This is a genomic window from Caballeronia arationis, from assembly GCF_001544975.2.
Taxonomy (GTDB): domain Bacteria; phylum Pseudomonadota; class Gammaproteobacteria; order Burkholderiales; family Burkholderiaceae; genus Caballeronia; species Caballeronia arationis.
The window spans coordinates 78,154-95,508 of sequence record NZ_FCOG02000024.1 but is presented as its reverse complement, the minus strand read 5'-3'; the positions used below and the strand labels follow the sequence as shown (position 1 = coordinate 95,508).

Annotated in this window: 14 protein-coding genes; 9 read left to right on the top strand and 5 right to left on the bottom strand. The window is 63.6% G+C overall.

What is annotated here, in order from left to right; genetic code table 11:
- Both AWB81_RS16945 and AWB81_RS16940 read right to left on the bottom strand, forming a co-directional pair.
- Positions 1-1,164: an ABC transporter permease gene (locus AWB81_RS16945; protein WP_062637373.1), complete on the bottom strand. Its 1,164-nt coding sequence runs from the start codon at positions 1,162-1,164 to the stop codon at positions 1-3.
- Between the two features lie 159 nt (positions 1,165-1,323).
- On the bottom strand, positions 1,324-2,373 hold the full coding sequence (locus AWB81_RS16940) for a sugar ABC transporter substrate-binding protein (protein WP_062637371.1): 1,050 nt from the start codon (positions 2,371-2,373) through the stop codon (positions 1,324-1,326).
- 206 nt (positions 2,374-2,579) lie between these two features.
- On the opposite strand from AWB81_RS16940, the gene AWB81_RS16935 reads away from it, so the two are divergent.
- Genes AWB81_RS16935 through AWB81_RS16920 form a run of 4 tightly spaced genes read left to right on the top strand, consistent with a single transcriptional unit; the run spans position 2,580 to position 5,759 of the window.
- Positions 2,580-3,458, top strand: a complete 879-nt coding sequence (locus AWB81_RS16935) for a MurR/RpiR family transcriptional regulator (RefSeq protein ID WP_062637369.1) — start codon at positions 2,580-2,582, stop codon at positions 3,456-3,458.
- Positions 3,448-4,452 carry an inositol 2-dehydrogenase gene (iolG, locus tag AWB81_RS16930; RefSeq protein ID WP_062637366.1) on the top strand — a complete coding sequence of 335 codons (1,005 nt, stop codon included), beginning with the start codon at positions 3,448-3,450 and terminating at the stop codon, positions 4,450-4,452. Before AWB81_RS16935 ends, iolG begins: the two co-directional genes overlap by 11 nt.
- Complete coding sequence (locus tag AWB81_RS16925) at positions 4,449-5,480, top strand: Gfo/Idh/MocA family protein (RefSeq protein ID WP_062637364.1); 1,032 nt, start codon at positions 4,449-4,451, stop codon at positions 5,478-5,480. The genes iolG and AWB81_RS16925 overlap by 4 nt, the downstream gene beginning before the upstream one ends.
- Before the next feature lie 51 nt (positions 5,481-5,531).
- Complete coding sequence (locus AWB81_RS16920) at positions 5,532-5,759, top strand: sulfurtransferase TusA family protein (protein ID WP_062637362.1); 228 nt, start codon at positions 5,532-5,534, stop codon at positions 5,757-5,759.
- A gap of 83 nt (positions 5,760-5,842) precedes the next feature.
- Here the strand turns inward: AWB81_RS16920 and galU are convergent, their stop codons facing one another.
- Positions 5,843-6,724 (bottom strand): UTP--glucose-1-phosphate uridylyltransferase GalU, encoded by an 882-nt coding sequence (galU, locus tag AWB81_RS16915; RefSeq protein WP_062637409.1) that lies wholly within the window; start codon positions 6,722-6,724, stop codon positions 5,843-5,845.
- 65 nt (positions 6,725-6,789) lie between these two features.
- Complete coding sequence (locus AWB81_RS16910; RefSeq protein WP_062637360.1) at positions 6,790-9,657, bottom strand: valine--tRNA ligase; 2,868 nt, start codon at positions 9,655-9,657, stop codon at positions 6,790-6,792.
- 196 nt (positions 9,658-9,853) lie between these two features.
- Between AWB81_RS16910 and AWB81_RS16905 the strand changes: the two genes are divergently transcribed.
- The 5 genes from AWB81_RS16905 to AWB81_RS16885 all read left to right on the top strand — a co-directional run bounded on the left by AWB81_RS16905 (position 9,854) and on the right by AWB81_RS16885 (position 15,823).
- Positions 9,854-12,223 (top strand): UvrD-helicase domain-containing protein, encoded by a 2,370-nt coding sequence (locus AWB81_RS16905; RefSeq protein WP_062637358.1) that lies wholly within the window; start codon positions 9,854-9,856, stop codon positions 12,221-12,223.
- Positions 12,224-12,225: 2 nt separating this feature from the next.
- Positions 12,226-12,972: a 5'-methylthioadenosine/adenosylhomocysteine nucleosidase gene (locus tag AWB81_RS16900; protein ID WP_062637356.1), complete on the top strand. Its 747-nt coding sequence runs from the start codon at positions 12,226-12,228 to the stop codon at positions 12,970-12,972.
- Positions 12,973-13,113: 141 nt separating this feature from the next.
- Entirely contained in the window at positions 13,114-13,365 is a 252-nt protein-coding gene (locus AWB81_RS16895; protein ID WP_062637354.1) for a hypothetical protein, read from the top strand.
- Positions 13,362-13,862: a hypothetical protein gene (locus AWB81_RS16890; RefSeq protein WP_062637351.1), complete on the top strand. Its 501-nt coding sequence runs from the start codon at positions 13,362-13,364 to the stop codon at positions 13,860-13,862. The genes AWB81_RS16895 and AWB81_RS16890 overlap by 4 nt, the downstream gene beginning before the upstream one ends.
- Before the next feature lie 62 nt (positions 13,863-13,924).
- The gene (locus AWB81_RS16885; RefSeq protein WP_062637350.1) at positions 13,925-15,823 is read left to right on the top strand and encodes a propionate--CoA ligase; all 1,899 of its coding nucleotides are present in this window, start codon (positions 13,925-13,927) and stop codon (positions 15,821-15,823) included.
- Between the two features lie 81 nt (positions 15,824-15,904).
- Here AWB81_RS16885 and AWB81_RS16880 read toward each other — a convergent pair whose 3' ends face one another.
- On the bottom strand, positions 15,905-17,146 hold the full coding sequence (locus AWB81_RS16880) for an MFS transporter (protein ID WP_062637347.1): 1,242 nt from the start codon (positions 17,144-17,146) through the stop codon (positions 15,905-15,907).
- Positions 17,147-17,355: the final 209 nt, after the last annotated feature.

Sequence of the window (17,355 nt, the reverse complement as noted above, 5' to 3'; positions counted from 1 at the left end):
TCATTGAGCCTGTGACACGCGACGACGCACGTAGTGATTGAAAAGTACGGCGAGCAGGAGCATCACGCCGAGGAACACTCGGAACCAGTCGGAACTGACATTGGTATAGGTGATGCCGATCTGCACGACGCCGAAGATCAAGGCGCCGAAGCATGCGCCGATCACCGAGCCATAACCACCCGTCAGCAACGTCCCGCCGATGACCGCCGCGATGATCGCTTCGAATTCCTTCTGCAAGCCGCGATCCGCTGCTGCCGAGCCGATGTCGCAAACCTGCAGCACGGCGAAGAGGCACGAGCAGAAGGCGGTAAGAACAAAGAGGGAAATCTTCACACGCTTGACGGGCACGCCGACGTTCTTCGCGGCATTCGCATCGCCGCCGACCGCGAGAATCCAGTTGCCGTAGCGCGTCTTGGCAAGAACGAATGCGCTGACCGCCGCAAGCGCGAACCACCAGAGGATGACTTTCGGAATGCCCGGCACGAGCGGTTCGCCGCTGTCGAGCAGCTTGCCGATACCCATGTGTCCGAGCCAGGTGAAGAAGCCGTGAAACGCGACGCCATGAAAGAGCGTGTTCGTGATCCAGTCGTTTTGCGCGATATCGCCGACACCGGAGATGATCGTGCGGTCCGCGAACATGATCGAGAGTGCGAGCGTGAGGCCGCGCAGGATAAAGAGGAACGCGAGCGTCACGATGAACGACGGCAGCCGCGTTTTCATCACGAGATAACCGTTCAGCGCGCCGAGCAGCATCGAGGTTGCGAATGCGAAGAGAATCGCGAGCCAGATCGGCCAGTGAAAATACACGGAAGGCAGCGCGACCATCATGCCCGCGAAGCCGATCATCGAACCGATCGAGAGGTCGAACTCGCCGGCGATCATCAGGAGGCACGCGCCCACCGCAAGCAGTCCGAGGTAGGCCGCGACCTGCGACCAGTTCATCACGCCATCGAGGTTGAACATGCCCGACGAGCCGGCACTGAAGCCGAACACGGCAAAGACGAGCACAGTGCCCGAGATCGCCGCGAACTCGGGGCGGTTCAGCAGATGACCGAACCACGATTCGCGCCTCACGCGTTCGTCGGAGGGCCGGGCCTTGTCTGCCGCGTCGGCGGCTTCCTGTGGATCTGCATGTTGCGGATAGTGCTTGCCGGCTACGCCCATGATTGCTCCTTGATGCGATTTAAGGCATGAATTGACGCACTTCGAATGCGCGAGCGCGTGCCGCGTCGATGGACAACGCAACAGCGCAGTAGTGAACCGAGAGATGAACGCGGGCGGCGAAATGCAACGCCGCCGCGCGAAGAGGGTCAGCGCAGGGGCTTAGCGATACTGCCCCGCGTACTTCATGACCTTGTCGAGATTTTCCTTGGTGATGAATCCCGGGCCCGAGCGGATGTTCTTCGGACCGTACGACGGCTGCAGCCCGTAAGTTTCAAGGCGTGCCTTGAACTTCGGATTCGCTTCCAGGATCTGCCGGATCTTCGCCGGATCGGTGGTGTGCTCCTTCTTCACGATCGCGAGCACCGCAACCGGGATATAGCCTTGCAGGTACGGCTGCTGATCGATCGCGAACTTGATGGTGCCGTCCTTGATTGCCTTCGCGATGTCGTCGGAGAAGTCGAACGTCACGAAGTAGATCTTGTTTTGCAGGCCCATCTGCGTGACGGTCTTGAGCGTCGCGGAAGCGGGCGTCGGCCCGAGCGTCAGGATCGCATCGGTCTTCGGATGGTTGCGCAGATACGCGCCGACCTTCGATTGAATCTCGGTCGGGTCCTGTCCGGAGTCGAGCGTCGCGGCCTTGTAGTCGACGCCGAGCGCGTCCGCGAAGCCGCGGCAGCGGTCGAACGAAACCGTGTTGGTCGCGATATGGTTCACGCACAGGAACGACTTCACGCCCGCAGCCTTCGCCTTTTCGCCGGCCGCCTTGCCCGCCACGTATTCCGGCTGGCCGATGTGCATGATCGCGCCGAGCTGCGCGCTCTGTTCCTCGGTGCCCGAGTTGATCGTGACGAGCGGAATCTTCTTCGCCGTCACCTTGTTCAGCGAACTCTTCAACACGTCGAAGTCCGCGATGGTGGTGATGACGCCGTCGTAATTGCGCGCGGCCGCCTGTTCGATCAGCCGCGACATGTCCGCGATGTCGCCGTTGGGCGGATTGCGGTAGTCCGTTTCGACGTTGAAATCCTCGTCCGCCTGCTTGATCGCGTTCTTGATCGTGTTCCACCATGAGTCCGAATCCGGCGCGTGGCTGATCAGGACGAATTTGGCATCGGCGGCGATCGCTGCCGTCGAGGTCATCGCTGCTGCGCCGCACAAGGCGACCGCAGCCGCCAGCGCCGTAAGCGCGGTCCGGCCTTTACGTAGTTTCATTTGTCTCCACCTATCTAGGTTGTTGTTTTCTGCGAGCGCTGCACTCGGTTGCGGATGAGGATGCCGCTGCTCACGACCAAGATTAGGACAAGATCCGGTGCTCTGCAATAGAAATTTCAACCGACGATCAAATGGAAAATACATTCCATTTTGTAAATCCGGTCCCTATAATCATCACCATCGAAGCGTGCAAAGAAGAGCGAGCCATGCAGGAAGAAACCAGCGCCGACGTGCAGAACGTCGATGAACTGATGCAGCGGATCACCGAAGCCTACGAAACGCTGCCGCGCCAGCTGAAAAGCGTCGCCACCTATATCGAGCAGCATCGCTCGAACGTGATGATGGATCGCACGAGCGACATCGCGAGCGCATGCGGCGTGCATCCGTCGGCGGTGGTGCGGTTTGCGCAGCGCTTCGGTTTTTCCGGCTTCTCGGACCTTCAGGCGGTGTTCAGGCAGGCGTATACCGGCCAGAGTTCGCCCCAGAGCTATCAGCAGCGCATCAGGAAGCTGATCGACGAAAAGGCGGGGAAGGTGTCGGGCGTGTCGGTGGCGCGAGAGTTCATCGCGGCGAGCCGCACCGGTCTCGACGAACTCGAAGCCGGCCTCGACGACGAGCACTTCGAAGCCGCCGTGAAGATGCTGCAGCAGGCGGAAAACATCTACGTGATCGGCGTGCGGCGTTCGTTCGCGGTCGCGAGCTACATCGTGTATGCGTTGCAGCACACGCCCAAGCGCGTGCATCTCGTGTCGGGTTTCGGCGGGATGTATCGCGAGCAGATTCGCAGCGTGAGGAAGGGCGATGTCGTCGTCGCGATCAGCTTCGCGCCGTACGGCAAGGAGACGCAGTACTGCGTGCGCGCCGCGCAGCATCACGGCGCGAAGACGCTCGTCATCACCGACAGCCAACTTTCTCCGCTCGCGCGTCACGCGAGCGCACATCTGTTCGTGAAGGAGGGCAGCGCATTCGCGTTCCGCTCGCTCACGAGCACCATTTGCCTGTGCCAGGCGCTTTTCATCGCGCTCGCGTACCGGCTGGAATTGAACGTCGAAGAATCCAAGGAGACAGGTGGCTATGACGATTGATGTGGCGGTATTCGGAGCGGGACGGATCGGCAAGATCCATGCGGCCAACCTCGCGCGTCAGCCGGGCGTGCGGCTCAAGTATGTCGTCGATGTGAACCGCGAGGCAGCCGCCGCGCTTGCCGCGCAGTACGGCGCAAAGGTCGCGGACGTCGACGGCGCGATGGGCGATGCGTCGGTCGGCGCGACTGTCGTGTGTTCCAGCACCGATACGCACGCCGACCTGATCCTGCAATCCGCGGCACAGAAGAAGCATGTGTTCTGCGAGAAGCCTGTCGATCTCACGCTCGAACGCGCGCGTGCCTGCGCCGATGCGGTTGCGAAGGCGGGCGTCGTCTGCATGATCGGCTTTCAGCGGCGCTTCGATCCGACGTTCTCGGCGGTGAAGGGGCGCGTCGATGCGGGCGAGATCGGCGAGCCGGAGATGCTGATCGTGACGAGCCGCGATCCGGGTGCGCCGCCTGTCGAGTACATTAAGCACTCGGGCGGCATCTTCAAGGACATGCTGATCCACGACTTCGACATCTTCCGCTGGATGCTCGACGACGAAGCCGACACGCTGCACGCGACGGGCAGCTGTCTTTCCGACCCGGCGATCGCGGAGGCCGGCGACATCGATTCGACGGCAGTCACGATCCGCACGAAGCGCGGGCGCCTTTGCCAGATCAACACGGCGCGGCGCGCGGCGTATGGCTACGACCAGCGCTTCGAACTGCTCGGCAGCGCGGGCATGCTGCAGGCGGGCAACGTGCGGCCGACCGAAGTCACCGCGTATTCAAAGACGGCGGTATCGAGCGACGTGCCGGAGGCGTTTTTCCTGGAACGCTATCGCGCGGCGTATGCGCTGGAAATCGCGCATTTCTTCGATGCCGTGATCAACGGCAAACCCGTTCGCACTACAGTCGCTGACGGACTCAAGGCGCTCGAACTCGCGGAAGCTGCGACGCGTTCATGGCGCGAAGGGCGGGCCGTGAAGCTCGGGGAGAATGTCGCATGAGCGCGCCGGTTCGCATCGGCATCGTCGGGCTGGGGCGGCTCGGGCGCAAGCATGCGGAGAATCTCGCGTGGCGCGTGCCGGGCGCCGTGCTCGCGGCCGCGTGCAGTCCGGTCGCGGAAGAGCGCAACTGGGCGCGCGTGAGCCTGCCCGAACTCGCGCTTTACGACGACTATGGCGCGCTCCTCGCAGACCAGTCGATCGACGCCGTGTGGCTCGTCACGCCCACTTCGCTGCATCCTGCGCAGATCATCGCCGCGCTGCGCGCAGGCAAGCACGTGTTCTGCGAGAAGCCGCTTTCGCTCGATCTGGCCGAGTGCGATCTCGTGATCGAAGAGAGCGCGCGTCGTCCGGAGCAGCAGGTGATGATCGGTTTCGTGCGGCGCTTCGATCCGAGCTACCGCGACGCGTTCGACAAAATTGCGAAGGGCTCGATCGGCCGGCCGTTCATGGTGCGCTCCCAGACCTGCGACAAGAACGATCCCGATGGCTTCTTCGTGCGTTTCGCGCCGACCTCGGGCGGGCTCTTTCTCGATTGCAGCGTGCACGACATTGACCTCGCGCGATGGCTGCTCGGCAATCCGCAACCGAAGCGCGTGTTCGCAAGCGGAACGATCGCGATTCACGAAGGCTTGCGCGAATGCGGCGACATCGACAATGGCGTCGGCATTTGCGAATTCGAGGACGGGCGGCTCGCGGTGTTCTATGCGTCGCGGACGGTGGCGCACGGCCACGACACGCAGACCGAAGTGATCGGCACGGGCGGCACGCTCTCGGTCGGGCGCAATCCGCGTGCGAATCGCGTGGAGATCGCCGACGCGAGCGGCGTGCGCAACGAATGCACTCCGACCTTCTTCGAGCGCTTCGAGGAGGCGTTCCTGCACGAGGCGCGTGCATTCATCGACGCGTTGCAGGGCGGGGCGCCGACCGGCCTCACGCTCGCCGACGCGCGCGAGGCGACGCGCATCGGCATCGCGTTGCGCGAGGCTTTCCAGAGCGGCCAGCCGGTGAACTTGCAGACGCTGCGGTAGAATCAAGGCGTCTCGATAAGCATAGTGAAGGCTCAACCCGAAGGTTCACCGATGCAAGTTCACAAGGAAGTCGATGCGCGCGGGCTCAATTGCCCGCTGCCCATTTTGCGGGCCAAGAAGGCGCTGGCCGACATGGAGAGCGGCCAGATCCTGAAGGTTCTGGCCACCGATCCGGGCTCGCAACGCGATTTCGCGGCGTTCGCGAAACAGACCGGCAATGAAATCGTCGAATCGACGGCGCAGGACAAGACGTTTGTGTTTCTGATGCGCCGCCGCTGAAGTCTTCACCGAAGTGCCAAAAAAATGCCCGCGATGCGAATCGCGGGCATTTTTGCTTCCGGCTTGCAGTAGCGACCGAACGATCAGCCTTCGAGAATCGGCGAACGCGTCTTCAGATACTCTTCGAAATCCGCCGCGACTTCCGGATGGCGCAGCGCGAATTCCACGGTCGCCTTCAGGTAGCCGAGCTTGCTGCCGCAGTCGAAACGCGTGCCGTGATACTTGTACGCGAGCACTTGTTCGTCGGCGAGAAGCGACTGGATCGCGTCCGTCAGTTGCAGTTCGCCGCCCGCGCCGGGCTTCAACGCACGGATGTGATCGAAGATGCGCGGCTTGAGCACGTAACGGCCGACCACGCCCAGATTCGACGGCGCCACTTCCGGCTCCGGCTTCTCGACGATGCCCGCGAGCTTGAAGATGTTGCTTTCCCATTCCTTGCCGTCGATCACGCCGTAGGACTTCGAATCCTGCGCCGGAATCTCTTCGACGCCGATCACCGAGCTGTGATAGTGATCGAACACTTCGATCATCTGCGTCATCACGGGCGGCTTGCCGTACAGCAAGTCGTCCGCGAGGATCACGGCGAACGGGTTGTCGCCGACCAGCTTCTCGGCGCACAGCACCGCGTGGCCGAGACCGAGCGCTTCGGCCTGACGCACGTAGAAGCAGTCGACGTGGCTCGGCTTGATGCTGCGCACGAGTTCGAGCAGCTTGTCCTTGCCGCGCGCTTCGAGCTCGGCCTCGATCTCATAGGACTTGTCGAAATGGTCTTCGATCGCGCGCTTGCTGCGGCCCGTGACAAAGATCATTTCGGTGATGCCGGCCGCCATCGCTTCTTCCACCGCGTACTGAATCAGCGGCTTGTCGACGACGGGCAGCATTTCCTTCGGGCTTGCCTTGGTCGCCGGGAGGAATCGGGTGCCGAGACCTGCAACGGGAAAAACCGCCTTAGTAACTTTTAGCATGTGATGACCCTGATCCTCGTAATCGTATTGAAACATCGAGCAATGTCAGTACTTCTGGCGCTCGATCAAGCGGGAAGACGCAATAATTGCGCCTGAAGCTTCGCGATAGTGGTTTCGTATTCTGCCAGCCTTTTGCGCTCCTGTTCAACGACGGCGGCCGGCGCCTTTGCGACAAAACTCTCGTTTCCAAGCTTCGCACTGCATTTGGAAACTTCTTGCGTGAGACGGTCCACTTCCTTCGACAAACGCTCGCGTTCCGCCGCGACGTCGATCTCGACCTTGAGCACCAGCTTGTTCGCCCCGACGATCGCAACCGGTGCGCCGTGCGCCTGGCTGTCGAGCGTCGCCTCGTCGGCGATGATCTGCACTTCCGACAAGCGCGCCAGCGCCTGGACATAGGGCGCGAACGTGGCGAGACGCGCGGCGTCGCCGGTGGCGAGCATTGGCACCTTCACGGCCGGCGACAAATTCATCTCCCCGCGCAGATTACGGCATGCATCGATGATTGCTTTCAGTTCGGCGCACCACTGTTCGGCCGATTCATCGATTTTTTCCGGCTGCGCCTGCGGGAAACGCTGCACCATGATCGATGCTTCGCCCTCCTTGGCGCCTTTCGGGTAAGAATCGGTAAGCGGCGCCACCTTCTGCCACAGCGCCTCGGTGATGAACGGAATCACCGGGTGCGCTAGGCGCAGCACCGTTTCCAGCACGCGCAACAACGTGCGGCGCGTGGCGCGCTGCTGTTCCGGCGTGCCGGTCTGGATCTGCACCTTCGCGAGTTCGAGATACCAGTCGCAGTATTCGTCCCACACGAACTTGTAAATTGCGCTTGCTACGTTGTCGAAGCGATAGTCCGCGAAACCCTTTTCGACTTCCGCTTCCACGCGCTGGAGCAGCGAAACGATCCAGAAGTCGGCCTGCGAGAAATGGGTGTAGCCGCCCGGGCCGCAGTCGCCCGGCGCGCAGCCTTCCGGATGCCCGAAGCCGCAATCGTGGCCTTCGGTATTCATCAGCACGAAGCGCGTGGCATTCCAGAGCTTGTTGCAGAAATTGCGGTAGCCCTCACAGCGTGCCAGATCAAAATTCACGTTGCGACCGAGCGTTGCCATCGACGCCATCGTGAAACGCAGTGCGTCGGTGCCGAACGCGGGAATGCCTTCGGGGAATTCCTTGCGCGTCTTCTTCTCGATCTGCGCGGCCTGCTTCGGGTTCATGAGGCCGGTCGTGCGCTTGGCGACGAGCGCATCGAGCCCGATGCCATCGACGATATCGATCGGGTCGAGCGTGTTGCCCTTGCTCTTCGACATCTTCTGGCCTTCCGCGTCGCGAACGAGGCCGTGCACATAGACGGTGTCGAACGGCACCTTGCCGGTGAAATGCGTGGTCATCATCACCATCCGGGCGACCCAGAAGAAGATGATGTCGAAGCCCGTCACCAGCACCGACGACGGCAAGAACGCCTGCAGTTCCTTCGTCTCGTTCGGCCAGCCGAGCGACGAGAAAGGCACGAGCGCGGACGAGAACCAGGTGTCGAGGACATCGTCGTCACGCCTGAGCGGGCCTGTGTAGCCTTGCGACTGCGCTTCGGCGCGGGCTTCGTCTTCCGTCTTCGCGACGAAGATCTCGCCGTTTTCGCCGTACCACGCGGGAATCTGGTGGCCCCACCACAACTGACGCGAGATGCACCAGTCCTGGATGTTTTCGAGCCACTGGTAGTACGTGGTCGTCCAGTTCTCCGGCACGAACCTGATCTGGCCGTTCCTCACGACATCGAGCGCCGTTTCGGCGATCGACTTGCCCGGATTGAACGTGCCTTCCGGCGCCGGCTTGCTCATCGCGACGAACCACTGATCCGTGAGCATCGGTTCGATCACGACGCCCGTGCGGTCGCCGCGCGGCACCATCAGCTTGTGGGGCTTGACCGAATCGAGCAGGCCGAGCGCTTCGAGGTCGGCGACCACTTGCTTGCGCGCCTCGAAACGATCCATGCCGCGATATTTCGCGGGCGCGTTGTCGTTGATCTTCGCGTCGAGCGTGAGGATTTCGATCTGCGGCAGCTTGTGGCGCTGGCCGACCTGATAGTCGTTGAAATCGTGCGCGGGCGTGACCTTCACCACGCCGGTGCCGAATTCGCGGTCGACGTAATCGTCGGCGATGACGGGGATTTCGCGGTCGCAGAGCGGCAGGACGACTGTCTTGCCGATCAGGTGCGCATAGCGCTCGTCTTCCGGATGCACCATCACGGCGACGTCGCCGAGCATCGTTTCGGGACGCGTGGTCGCGACCGTCAGGTGGCCCGAGCCGTCCGGCAGCGGATAGCTGATGTGCCAGAGGCTGCCGTTTTCTTCCTCGCTGACCACTTCGAGATCGGACACTGCGGTGCCGAGCACCGGGTCCCAGTTCACGAGCCGCTTGCCGCGATAGATCAGGCCCTGCCTGGAGAGCGTGACGAACACGTCGCGCACGGCGGCCGACATCTTGTCGTCCATCGTGAAGTATTCGCGCGACCAGTCGATCGAGGCGCCCAGGCGCCGGACCTGGTTCGTGATGGTCGAGCCGGATTCCTGCTTCCACGCCCAGACGCGTTTCAGGAACTCCTCGCGGCCGAGATCGTGGCGCGAGATGCCTTTTGCATCGAGTTGTCGCTCGACGACGATCTGCGTCGCGATGCCCGCGTGATCCGTCCCCGGCACCCACAGCGTGTTGTCGCCGAGCATGCGGTGATAGCGCGTGAGGCCGTCCATGATGGTCTGGTTGAACGCGTGACCCATATGCAGCGTGCCGGTGACGTTCGGCGGCGGCAGCTGGATCGAGAAATTCGTAGCGCCCGGCTTGAAATCAGGGGCGGCATAACCGCGTTTTTCCCATTCCGGGCCCCATTGGGACTCGATATCTTGGGGCTCGAAGCTCTTCGCAAGCGTGCTGTCGCTCATTGTGGAATCTGCCGAAAAATGCGTGAAAAAATGCGGATGGACAGCGAATTATAAGGTTTCGCGCCGACGGTCGGACGAAAGCGGCCGGCGCGGCGGCCATGGTGCCGTGAGCGGCGTGCATCGATTGCGAGCGGTATCGTCGAACGGGCCCATCGGAGCGGTCTTATAATGTTCGACCCACCGGAAGACTTTCCTCATGCCCGATCTGCTTGCCAACCTGAATCCCGAACAACTCGCCGCCGTCACGCTGCCAAACGAGCCGGCGATGATCCTCGCGGGCGCCGGCAGCGGCAAGACGCGTGTTCTCATCACGCGCATCGCGTGGCTCATCCAGCAGGGTTATGCGTCGCCGCCGACCGTTCTCGCCGTCACGTTCACGAACAAGGCCGCGCGGGAGATGATGTCGCGGCTGTCCGCACTCGTGCCGATCGATACGCGCGGCATGTGGATCGGCACGTTCCACGGCCTGTGCAACCGCATGCTGCGCGCGCATTTCCGCGACGCCGGCCTGCCGCAGACGTTCCAGATCCTCGACACCGCCGACCAGCTTTCCGCGATCAAACGTCTGATGAAAGGCCTCAACATCGACGACGAAAAGTATCCGGCGAAGAACCTCCAGTACTTCATCAACAACGCGAAAGAGCAGGGCCTGCGTCCCAAGGACGTCGATGCGACCGATGCATTCAACCGCAAGTTCGTCGAGTTGTACGAAGCCTACGACCAGCAGTGCCAGCGCGAGGGCGTCGTCGATTTCCCGGAGCTGCTGCTGCGCTGCTACGAACTGCTCGCACACAATCCGCCGCTTCGGGCGCACTATCAGGCGCGCTTCAGGCAGATTCTCGTCGACGAGTTCCAGGACACCAACAAGCTCCAGTACGCGTGGCTCAAGCTGCTGGCGGGCGAACACAACGCGATCTTCGCCGTCGGTGACGACGACCAGTCGATTTACGCGTTTCGCGGCGCGAACGTCGGCAACATGCATGACTTCGAGCGCGAATTCCGCGTGCGCAATCTGATCAAGCTGGAGCAGAACTACCGCTCGCACGGCCATATCCTCGATACGGCCAACTTCCTGATCGCGAACAACTCCCGGCGGCTCGGCAAGAATCTGCGCACGGACGCTGGACACGGCGAGCCGGTGCGCGTCTACGAGGCGGCGACGGATTCGCAGGAAGCGGGCTGGATCGTCGAGGAAATCAAGGCGCTGATCAACACGGGCCTGTCGCGCGGCGAAGTCGCGGTGCTGTACCGGAGCAACGCGCAGTCGCGCACGATCGAGCACACGCTCGTGAACGCGGGCATTCCGTATCGCGTGTATGGCGGCCTGCGGTTCTTCGAGCGGCAGGAAGTGAAGCATGCGCTCGCGTATCTGCGCCTGATCGACAACCCCAACGACGACACCGCGTTCGCGCGCGTCGTGAATTTCCCGACGCGCGGAATCGGGGCGCGCTCGATCGAGCAACTCGCCGATGCGGCGCGCCTCTACAACTGTTCGATGGCTGCCGCCGTGCCTTATGTCGCGGGCAAGGCGGGTTCGAGTCTCGGGGCGTTCGCGACGCTGATCGCGAAAATGCGCGCCGAGACGCAGCAGATGAGCCTGCCGGAGACGGTCGAATACGTGATTCGCGCGAGCGGTCTCGCCGCCCACTACGAAACCGAGCGCGAAGGACAGGACCGGCTGGAAAACCTGCAGGAACTGGTCAACGCGGCAGCGGCGTTCGTGAGCGAAGAGGGCTACGGGCTCGACACGCCCGCGCGCTCGATTCCGCTGCGCCCGGGCGCGACGGCGGCGCCGGAAATCGCGCTCGCAACCGACGATCCTTCCGTCGACGTGCTCGATCCCGCGAGTCCCGCCGATCCCGCGCAAAACCCCGACACGATGACGCCGCTCGCGGGCTTTTTGTCGCACGCGTCGCTCGAAGCGGGCGACAACCAGGCGCAGGCGGGCCAGGACGCGGTGCAACTGATGACGGTCCACGCGGCGAAGGGGCTCGAATTCACGGCGGTCTTCATCACCGGGCTGGAAGAGGGCCTGTTTCCGCACGAGAACAGCGCGCAGGAGACCGATGGCCTGGAGGAAGAGCGGCGGCTCGCCTACGTGGCGATCACGCGGGCGAAGGAGCGGCTTTATCTCTCCTTTGCGCAGAGCCGCATGCTGCATGGTCAGACACGCTACAACATCCGCTCGCGCTTCTTCGACGAACTGCCCGAAGGCTCGCTCAAATGGCTCACGCCGAAGGTGGAAGCGGGCGCGCGCTGGGGCGGACGGTCGGACAATGCCGGCTGGGGCCGCGACTGGTTCGCGCGGCCGGGACGTGAGCGGTCATCGTCGTCGGATTATGTGAATCCGGACGCCGGCGCGCCTGTGCCCGCGTTCGCCAACCAGCAACGCGCCGCGGAAACCGGCTTCAAGGTCGGCCAGGCGGTCTTTCATACGAAGTTCGGTGAAGGAACGGTCACGGCGCTCGAAGGCTCGGGCGCCGACGCCCGCGCGCAGGTTCGCTTCAAGCGGCACGGCGAGAAATGGCTCGCGCTCGCGGTCGCGAAACTGCAGGCCGTGGAGTGACGATGCTCGGCATCATGGCGGCGCTGCCGCAGGAACTCGGTGACCTGATCGCCGATATGCGCGCCGCCGGCGAAGTCGAAACGATCACGCTCGGCCAGCGCGAATATCACGTGGGCGAGGTGCACGGCGTGCGCGCTGTCGCGACGCTCGCGCGCATCGGCAAGGTCGCCGCCGCGACGACGGCTACCGCGCTCATCCACGAGTTCGGGGCCGACGCGATCGTATTCACGGGCGTCGCGGGCGGCTTACACGCGGACGTGCAGGTGGGCGACATCGTCGTGGCGGATGCGCTCATGCAGCACGACCTCGACGCATCGCCGCTCTTTCCGCGCTTCGAAGTGCCGCTGCTCGACAAGGCGCGCTTCGAGACCTCCGCCGAGCTGAGTGCGCCGCTCGTGGCCGCGTGCGAGGAGTTTCTCGAACAAGCCGGCGATGCGCTGCAGGAGCGCTTCACGGTGACGCGCCCACGCGTGCATCGCGGTCTGATCGTCAGCGGCGACCGCTTCATCGCGAGCCACGATGCGGTGCTCGCATTGCGCGAAGTCTTGCCGGACGCGCTCGCCGTCGAGATGGAAGGCGCCGCGCTCGCGCAGGTCTGCTACGAGTACGGTGTGCCGTGCGCGGTCGTGCGCACGATCTCCGATACCGCCGACGCCGCCGCTCCCGCTTCCTTTGCCGAATTCCTCACGGCGATCGCCGGGACGTATTCGTCTGGCATCCTGTCGCGCTTTCTGCGTTCCCGCTCCTGAATCGCTTCCGGCTTCCATCCGCAAAAACCCGCTTGTAGTTGAGAATGATTCTCAATACAATGGGTTCGGACGACAGCAAATTTCTTGCATGGGACCCGAGTAAGGCGGTGCACTGCCACTCTGGTCGACAGGAGGCCCGACATGACTAACGCGCCAATCGACAGCGATCTACCTACCGGCGATGCCTACAACGCCGCGCCCACGATCTCCGTGAACGCGGCGAAGGTGCTCGACACCACGCGTCGCGCGTGGGAGACGAGCGCGGCCTGCGCGCCCGTTCAAAGCGAGCGAGCCGCACAGCAGGCAGCGTCGAAAAAGCGAGTAAACGCGCGTCGGTCGCAGTGGGGCAACCTCGTCGCCGCATTGAACTACTGGAGCCCGAAACCGCTGTGATTGCTTCCGATCTCACTCCGACCTCCGCGACGGCTACGGCCATCCAGCCCCCCGAACAGCCGATGCACGACGCGAGCCGCTTTCCGCTCGTGCGGCTGCGCCGCCGCGCGGTGAAGCCGGGCTATGCGTTTGCGTGGCGCGTCGAAATGCAGCGCCTGCTCGCGCTGAAGACGCCGTTCGTCATCGTGTCGGAGCACGGCGCCGTCGAAACCATCGACGACACCCGCCTGCGCACCGCGTGGCTGCGCTCGCAGTCGGCGACGCTGTACGCGTACTGCCGCGGCTTCATCGTGATCGAGCCGCGCATCGAAGCACGCGCGACGACCCGCGAAGCGTGGCGCATCGTCACGCAGGACAGCGGCGTGCGCACGGTCGTGGTGTCGAGCATGCGCGTGGCCGTCGACCTCGCGCCCGTGCTGCTCAAGCACTCGGCCGCCGAACAGCGCGAGGCCGCGGGGCCCGCCGGCCGCCGCGCTCATAGGGCGGCCCCTCTCTAGCACGGCCTGTCGGGCTGCTCTATGCTCTGAAGCAACCAGCACACTGCTATCAGAGGGAGCGAATGACGACTTATCGTGAGGAGTTTCGCCGTTCGATCGAAGCGCCCGAAGCGTTCTGGGGCGAACAGGCGCGCCGCATCCACTGGGAGACGCCGTTCGACCAGGTGCTCGACGACAGCAATCCGCCGTTCGCTCGCTGGTTCGTCGGCGGGCGCACGAATCTCTGCTACAACGCGGTCGACCGTCATCTCGCGTCGCGCGCACAGCAGGACGCGCTGATCTATGTCTCGACGGAGACGGGCATCGAGCGCCGCTACACGTATGCGGAACTGCATGCCGAAGTGAACCGTATGGCGGCCGTGATGCGCTCCCTGCACGTGAAAAAGGGCGATCGCGTGCTGATCTATCTGCCGATGATTGCCGAAGCGCTCTTCGCGATGCTCGCCTGCGCGCGGCTCGGCGCGATTCATTCGGTCGTGTTCGGCGGCTTCGCGGCGCCGAACCTCGCGGCCCGCATCGACGATGCGAAGCCCGCGCTCATCATCACCGCCGATGCCGGCGCGCGCGCGGGCAAGGTGATCGACTACACGCCGCTCGTCGACGAAGCGCTCTCCCGCGCCGAATACAAGGTGCCGCAGGTGCTCCTGATCGACCGCCAGCTCGCACCCGAGCGCCTGCAGGCGCCATATCTGGTCGCCTACGAACCGCTGCGCGAACAGTTCTTCGATGCCTACGTGCCGTGCGAATGGCTCGAATCGAACGAACCGTCGTATGTGCTCTACACGTCAGGCACGACCGGGCGGCCAAAGGGCGTGCAGCGCGATGTAGGCGGCTATGCGGTCGCGCTCGCGGCATCGATGGAGCACATTTTCCAGGGCTCGGCGGGCGATGTGATGTTCACCGCATCGGACATCGGCTGGGTGGTCGGCCACAGCTACATCATCTATGCGCCGCTGATCGCGGGGCTCACGACCGTCATGTACGAAGGCACGCCCGTGCGACCGGACGGCGGCGTCTGGTGGCGGCTTGTCGAGCAGTACGGGATCAACCTGATGTTCACCGCGCCGACCGCGATCCGCGTGCTCAAGAAGCAGGACCCGCAACTGATGCAGCAGGCGGACCTGTCGAGCCTGCGTACGCTCTTTCTCGCGGGCGAGCCGCTCGACGAACCGACCGCGCAATGGATCCAGAGCGCGCTCAGAAAACCCGTCGTCGACAATTACTGGCAGACGGAGACCGGCTGGCCGATGATCGCGATCCCGCACGGCATCGAAGACCTGCCGCCGAAGCTCGGCTCGCCGGGCGTGCCGTCGATGGGCTTCAACCTCACCCTGCGCGACGAGCAGACGGGCGAGATCTGCGCGCCGGGCGAGAAGGGCGTGATCGCGCTCGACTATCCGCTGCCGCCCGGCTGCATGCAGACCGTGTGGGGCGACGACCGGCGTTTCGTCGATACCTACTGGAAGAGCGTGCCGAACCAGCAGATTTATTCGACCTTCGACTGGGGCGTGCAGGACGACGACGGTTACGTCTCGATCCTCGGGCGCACGGACGATGTCATCAATGTCGCGGGGCACCGGCTCGGTACGCGCGAGATCGAGGAGGCGCTGTCGAGCCATCCGGCGGTTGCGGAAGTGGCGGTCGTCGGCGTCGCGGATCCGGTGAAGGGACAGGCCGCGCTCGCCTTCGTCGTGCTGCGCGACGCGGATCGCCTGAACGCACCGGGCGTGCGCGAAGGGCTGGAAGCTGAACTCGCGCATACCGTCGATACGCAACTGGGCGCGATCGCACGGCCGGCGCGCGTGCATTTCGTATCGATGCTGCCGAAGACGCGCTCGGGCAAGCTCCTGCGCCGCGCGATCGCCGCGCTCGCCGAAGGGCGCGAACCGGGCGACCTGCCGACCATCGAGGACATCGGCGCGTTGCAGCAGGTGAAGGCGGCGCTCGGCGCGGGAAGCTGATACGCGCATCAGGCGTACCAAGGAAAACGCCCGCTTCGACGTCGTCGAAGCGGGCTTTTTTTTGAGGCGTGACGCGCGTCGTCAGGCTGTCTTCGGCTTCAGCTCGGACGTGCGCGGCAGCAGCACCGCCAGCATGCCGATCAGCGGCAGGAACGAACAGAGCTTGTACACGTAGTCGATGCTGGTCGTATCGGCGAGATGACCGAGCACCGCGGCGCCCACGCCGCCCATGCCGAACGCGAAGCCGAAGAACAGTCCCGCGACCATCCCGACCTTGCCCGGAATCAATTCCTGCGCATAGACCAGGATCGCCGAGAACGCCGACGCCAGCACGAGCCCGATGATCACCGACAACACGCCGGTCCAGAAAAGGTTTGCATAGGGCAAAAGCAGCGTGAACGGTGCGACGCCGAGAATCGACACCCAGATCACGACCTTGCGCCCGATGCGGTCGCCGACCGGGCCGCCGATGATCGTGCCCGCCGCGACCGCCGCGAGGAACACGAACAGATGCACCTGCGCGCTTTGCACCGACAGCCCGAACTTGCTGATCAGATAGAACGTGAAGTAGCTCATGATGCTCGCCATGTAGAAGTACTTGGAGAACACGAGCAGCACGAGCACGCTCATCGAGACGATCACCTTGTTGCGCGGCAGGGTGGCGTGCGCGACCTGCGCGCGGCCCTTCTTCGTCGCGGGATGGCGCTTGTACCAGCGGCCGATGTTCGCCAGCACGACGATCGCGACGAGCGCCGCCGCCGAGAACCACGCGATGCTCTTCTGTCCGTGCGGAATCACGATCAGCGCGGCGAGCAGCGGCCCGAGCGACGAGCCGGCGTTGCCGCCCACCTGGAAAAGCGACTGCGCGAGGCCGTGCTTGCCGCCGGAGGCCATGCGCGCCACCCGCGAGGACTCCGGGTGAAATACCGACGACCCGCAGCCAACGAGCGCCGCCGCGACGAGCAGCGTCGGAAAGTTGGCCGCGACCGACATCAGGAGCAGTCCGGCGAGCGTGAAGCCCATGCCGACGGGCAGCGACCAGGGTTTCGGATGCTTGTCGGTATAGAGGCCGACCAGCGGCTGCAGCAGCGACGCCGTGATCTGGTAGGTCAGCGTGATGAGTCCGATCTGCGCGAACGACAGCGCGAATTCGCTCTTGAACATCGGATAGATCGCGAGGATCAGCGACTGGATCATGTCATTCAGCAAGTGCGAGAAGCTGATCGCACCCAGAACCGAATAGACCGTGCGTTGCGCGGCGGCCGGAGGCGCCGATGCGGACGGCGCCGCACTCAGCGCGGCTTTGTCGATGCTTGTTTGCATGGTGAAAAGTCTGCCGAAAGGTTGTCTCTTGGATCTTTTTTCAGCCCCGCTCGCTGTATTAGGCGATTCATGAGCAGGTCGAATAGGTCGTAGTTTAGTTTGTCCGGTACGCGTTGTCCTGCCAACCTTTGTCGCGAATCGGGCAGGCAAGCCGGACGCAGCGAGATTTGCGCACGCACGTTTTTTTTGGCCGGTTATAACGCGACGAC

What these genes read in the sequence shown, in the direction of transcription:
- AWB81_RS16945 (WP_062637373.1), bottom strand. Translation starts at nt 1,164, where the DNA reads ATGGGCGTAGCCGGCAAGCACTATCCGCAACATGCAGATCCACAGGAA.
- AWB81_RS16940 (WP_062637371.1), bottom strand. Translation starts at nt 2,373, where the DNA reads ATGAAACTACGTAAAGGCCGGACCGCGCTTACGGCGCTGGCGGCTGCG.
- AWB81_RS16935 (WP_062637369.1), top strand. Translation starts at nt 2,580, where the DNA reads ATGCAGGAAGAAACCAGCGCCGACGTGCAGAACGTCGATGAACTGATG.
- iolG (WP_062637366.1), top strand. Translation starts at nt 3,448, where the DNA reads ATGACGATTGATGTGGCGGTATTCGGAGCGGGACGGATCGGCAAGATC.
- AWB81_RS16925 (WP_062637364.1), top strand. Translation starts at nt 4,449, where the DNA reads ATGAGCGCGCCGGTTCGCATCGGCATCGTCGGGCTGGGGCGGCTCGGG.
- AWB81_RS16920 (WP_062637362.1), top strand. Translation starts at nt 5,532, where the DNA reads ATGCAAGTTCACAAGGAAGTCGATGCGCGCGGGCTCAATTGCCCGCTG.
- galU (WP_062637409.1), bottom strand. Translation starts at nt 6,724, where the DNA reads ATGCTAAAAGTTACTAAGGCGGTTTTTCCCGTTGCAGGTCTCGGCACC.
- AWB81_RS16910 (WP_062637360.1), bottom strand. Translation starts at nt 9,657, where the DNA reads ATGAGCGACAGCACGCTTGCGAAGAGCTTCGAGCCCCAAGATATCGAG.
- AWB81_RS16905 (WP_062637358.1), top strand. Translation starts at nt 9,854, where the DNA reads ATGCCCGATCTGCTTGCCAACCTGAATCCCGAACAACTCGCCGCCGTC.
- AWB81_RS16900 (WP_062637356.1), top strand. Translation starts at nt 12,226, where the DNA reads ATGCTCGGCATCATGGCGGCGCTGCCGCAGGAACTCGGTGACCTGATC.
- AWB81_RS16895 (WP_062637354.1), top strand. Translation starts at nt 13,114, where the DNA reads ATGACTAACGCGCCAATCGACAGCGATCTACCTACCGGCGATGCCTAC.
- AWB81_RS16885 (WP_062637350.1), top strand. Translation starts at nt 13,925, where the DNA reads ATGACGACTTATCGTGAGGAGTTTCGCCGTTCGATCGAAGCGCCCGAA.
- AWB81_RS16880 (WP_062637347.1), bottom strand. Translation starts at nt 17,146, where the DNA reads ATGCAAACAAGCATCGACAAAGCCGCGCTGAGTGCGGCGCCGTCCGCA.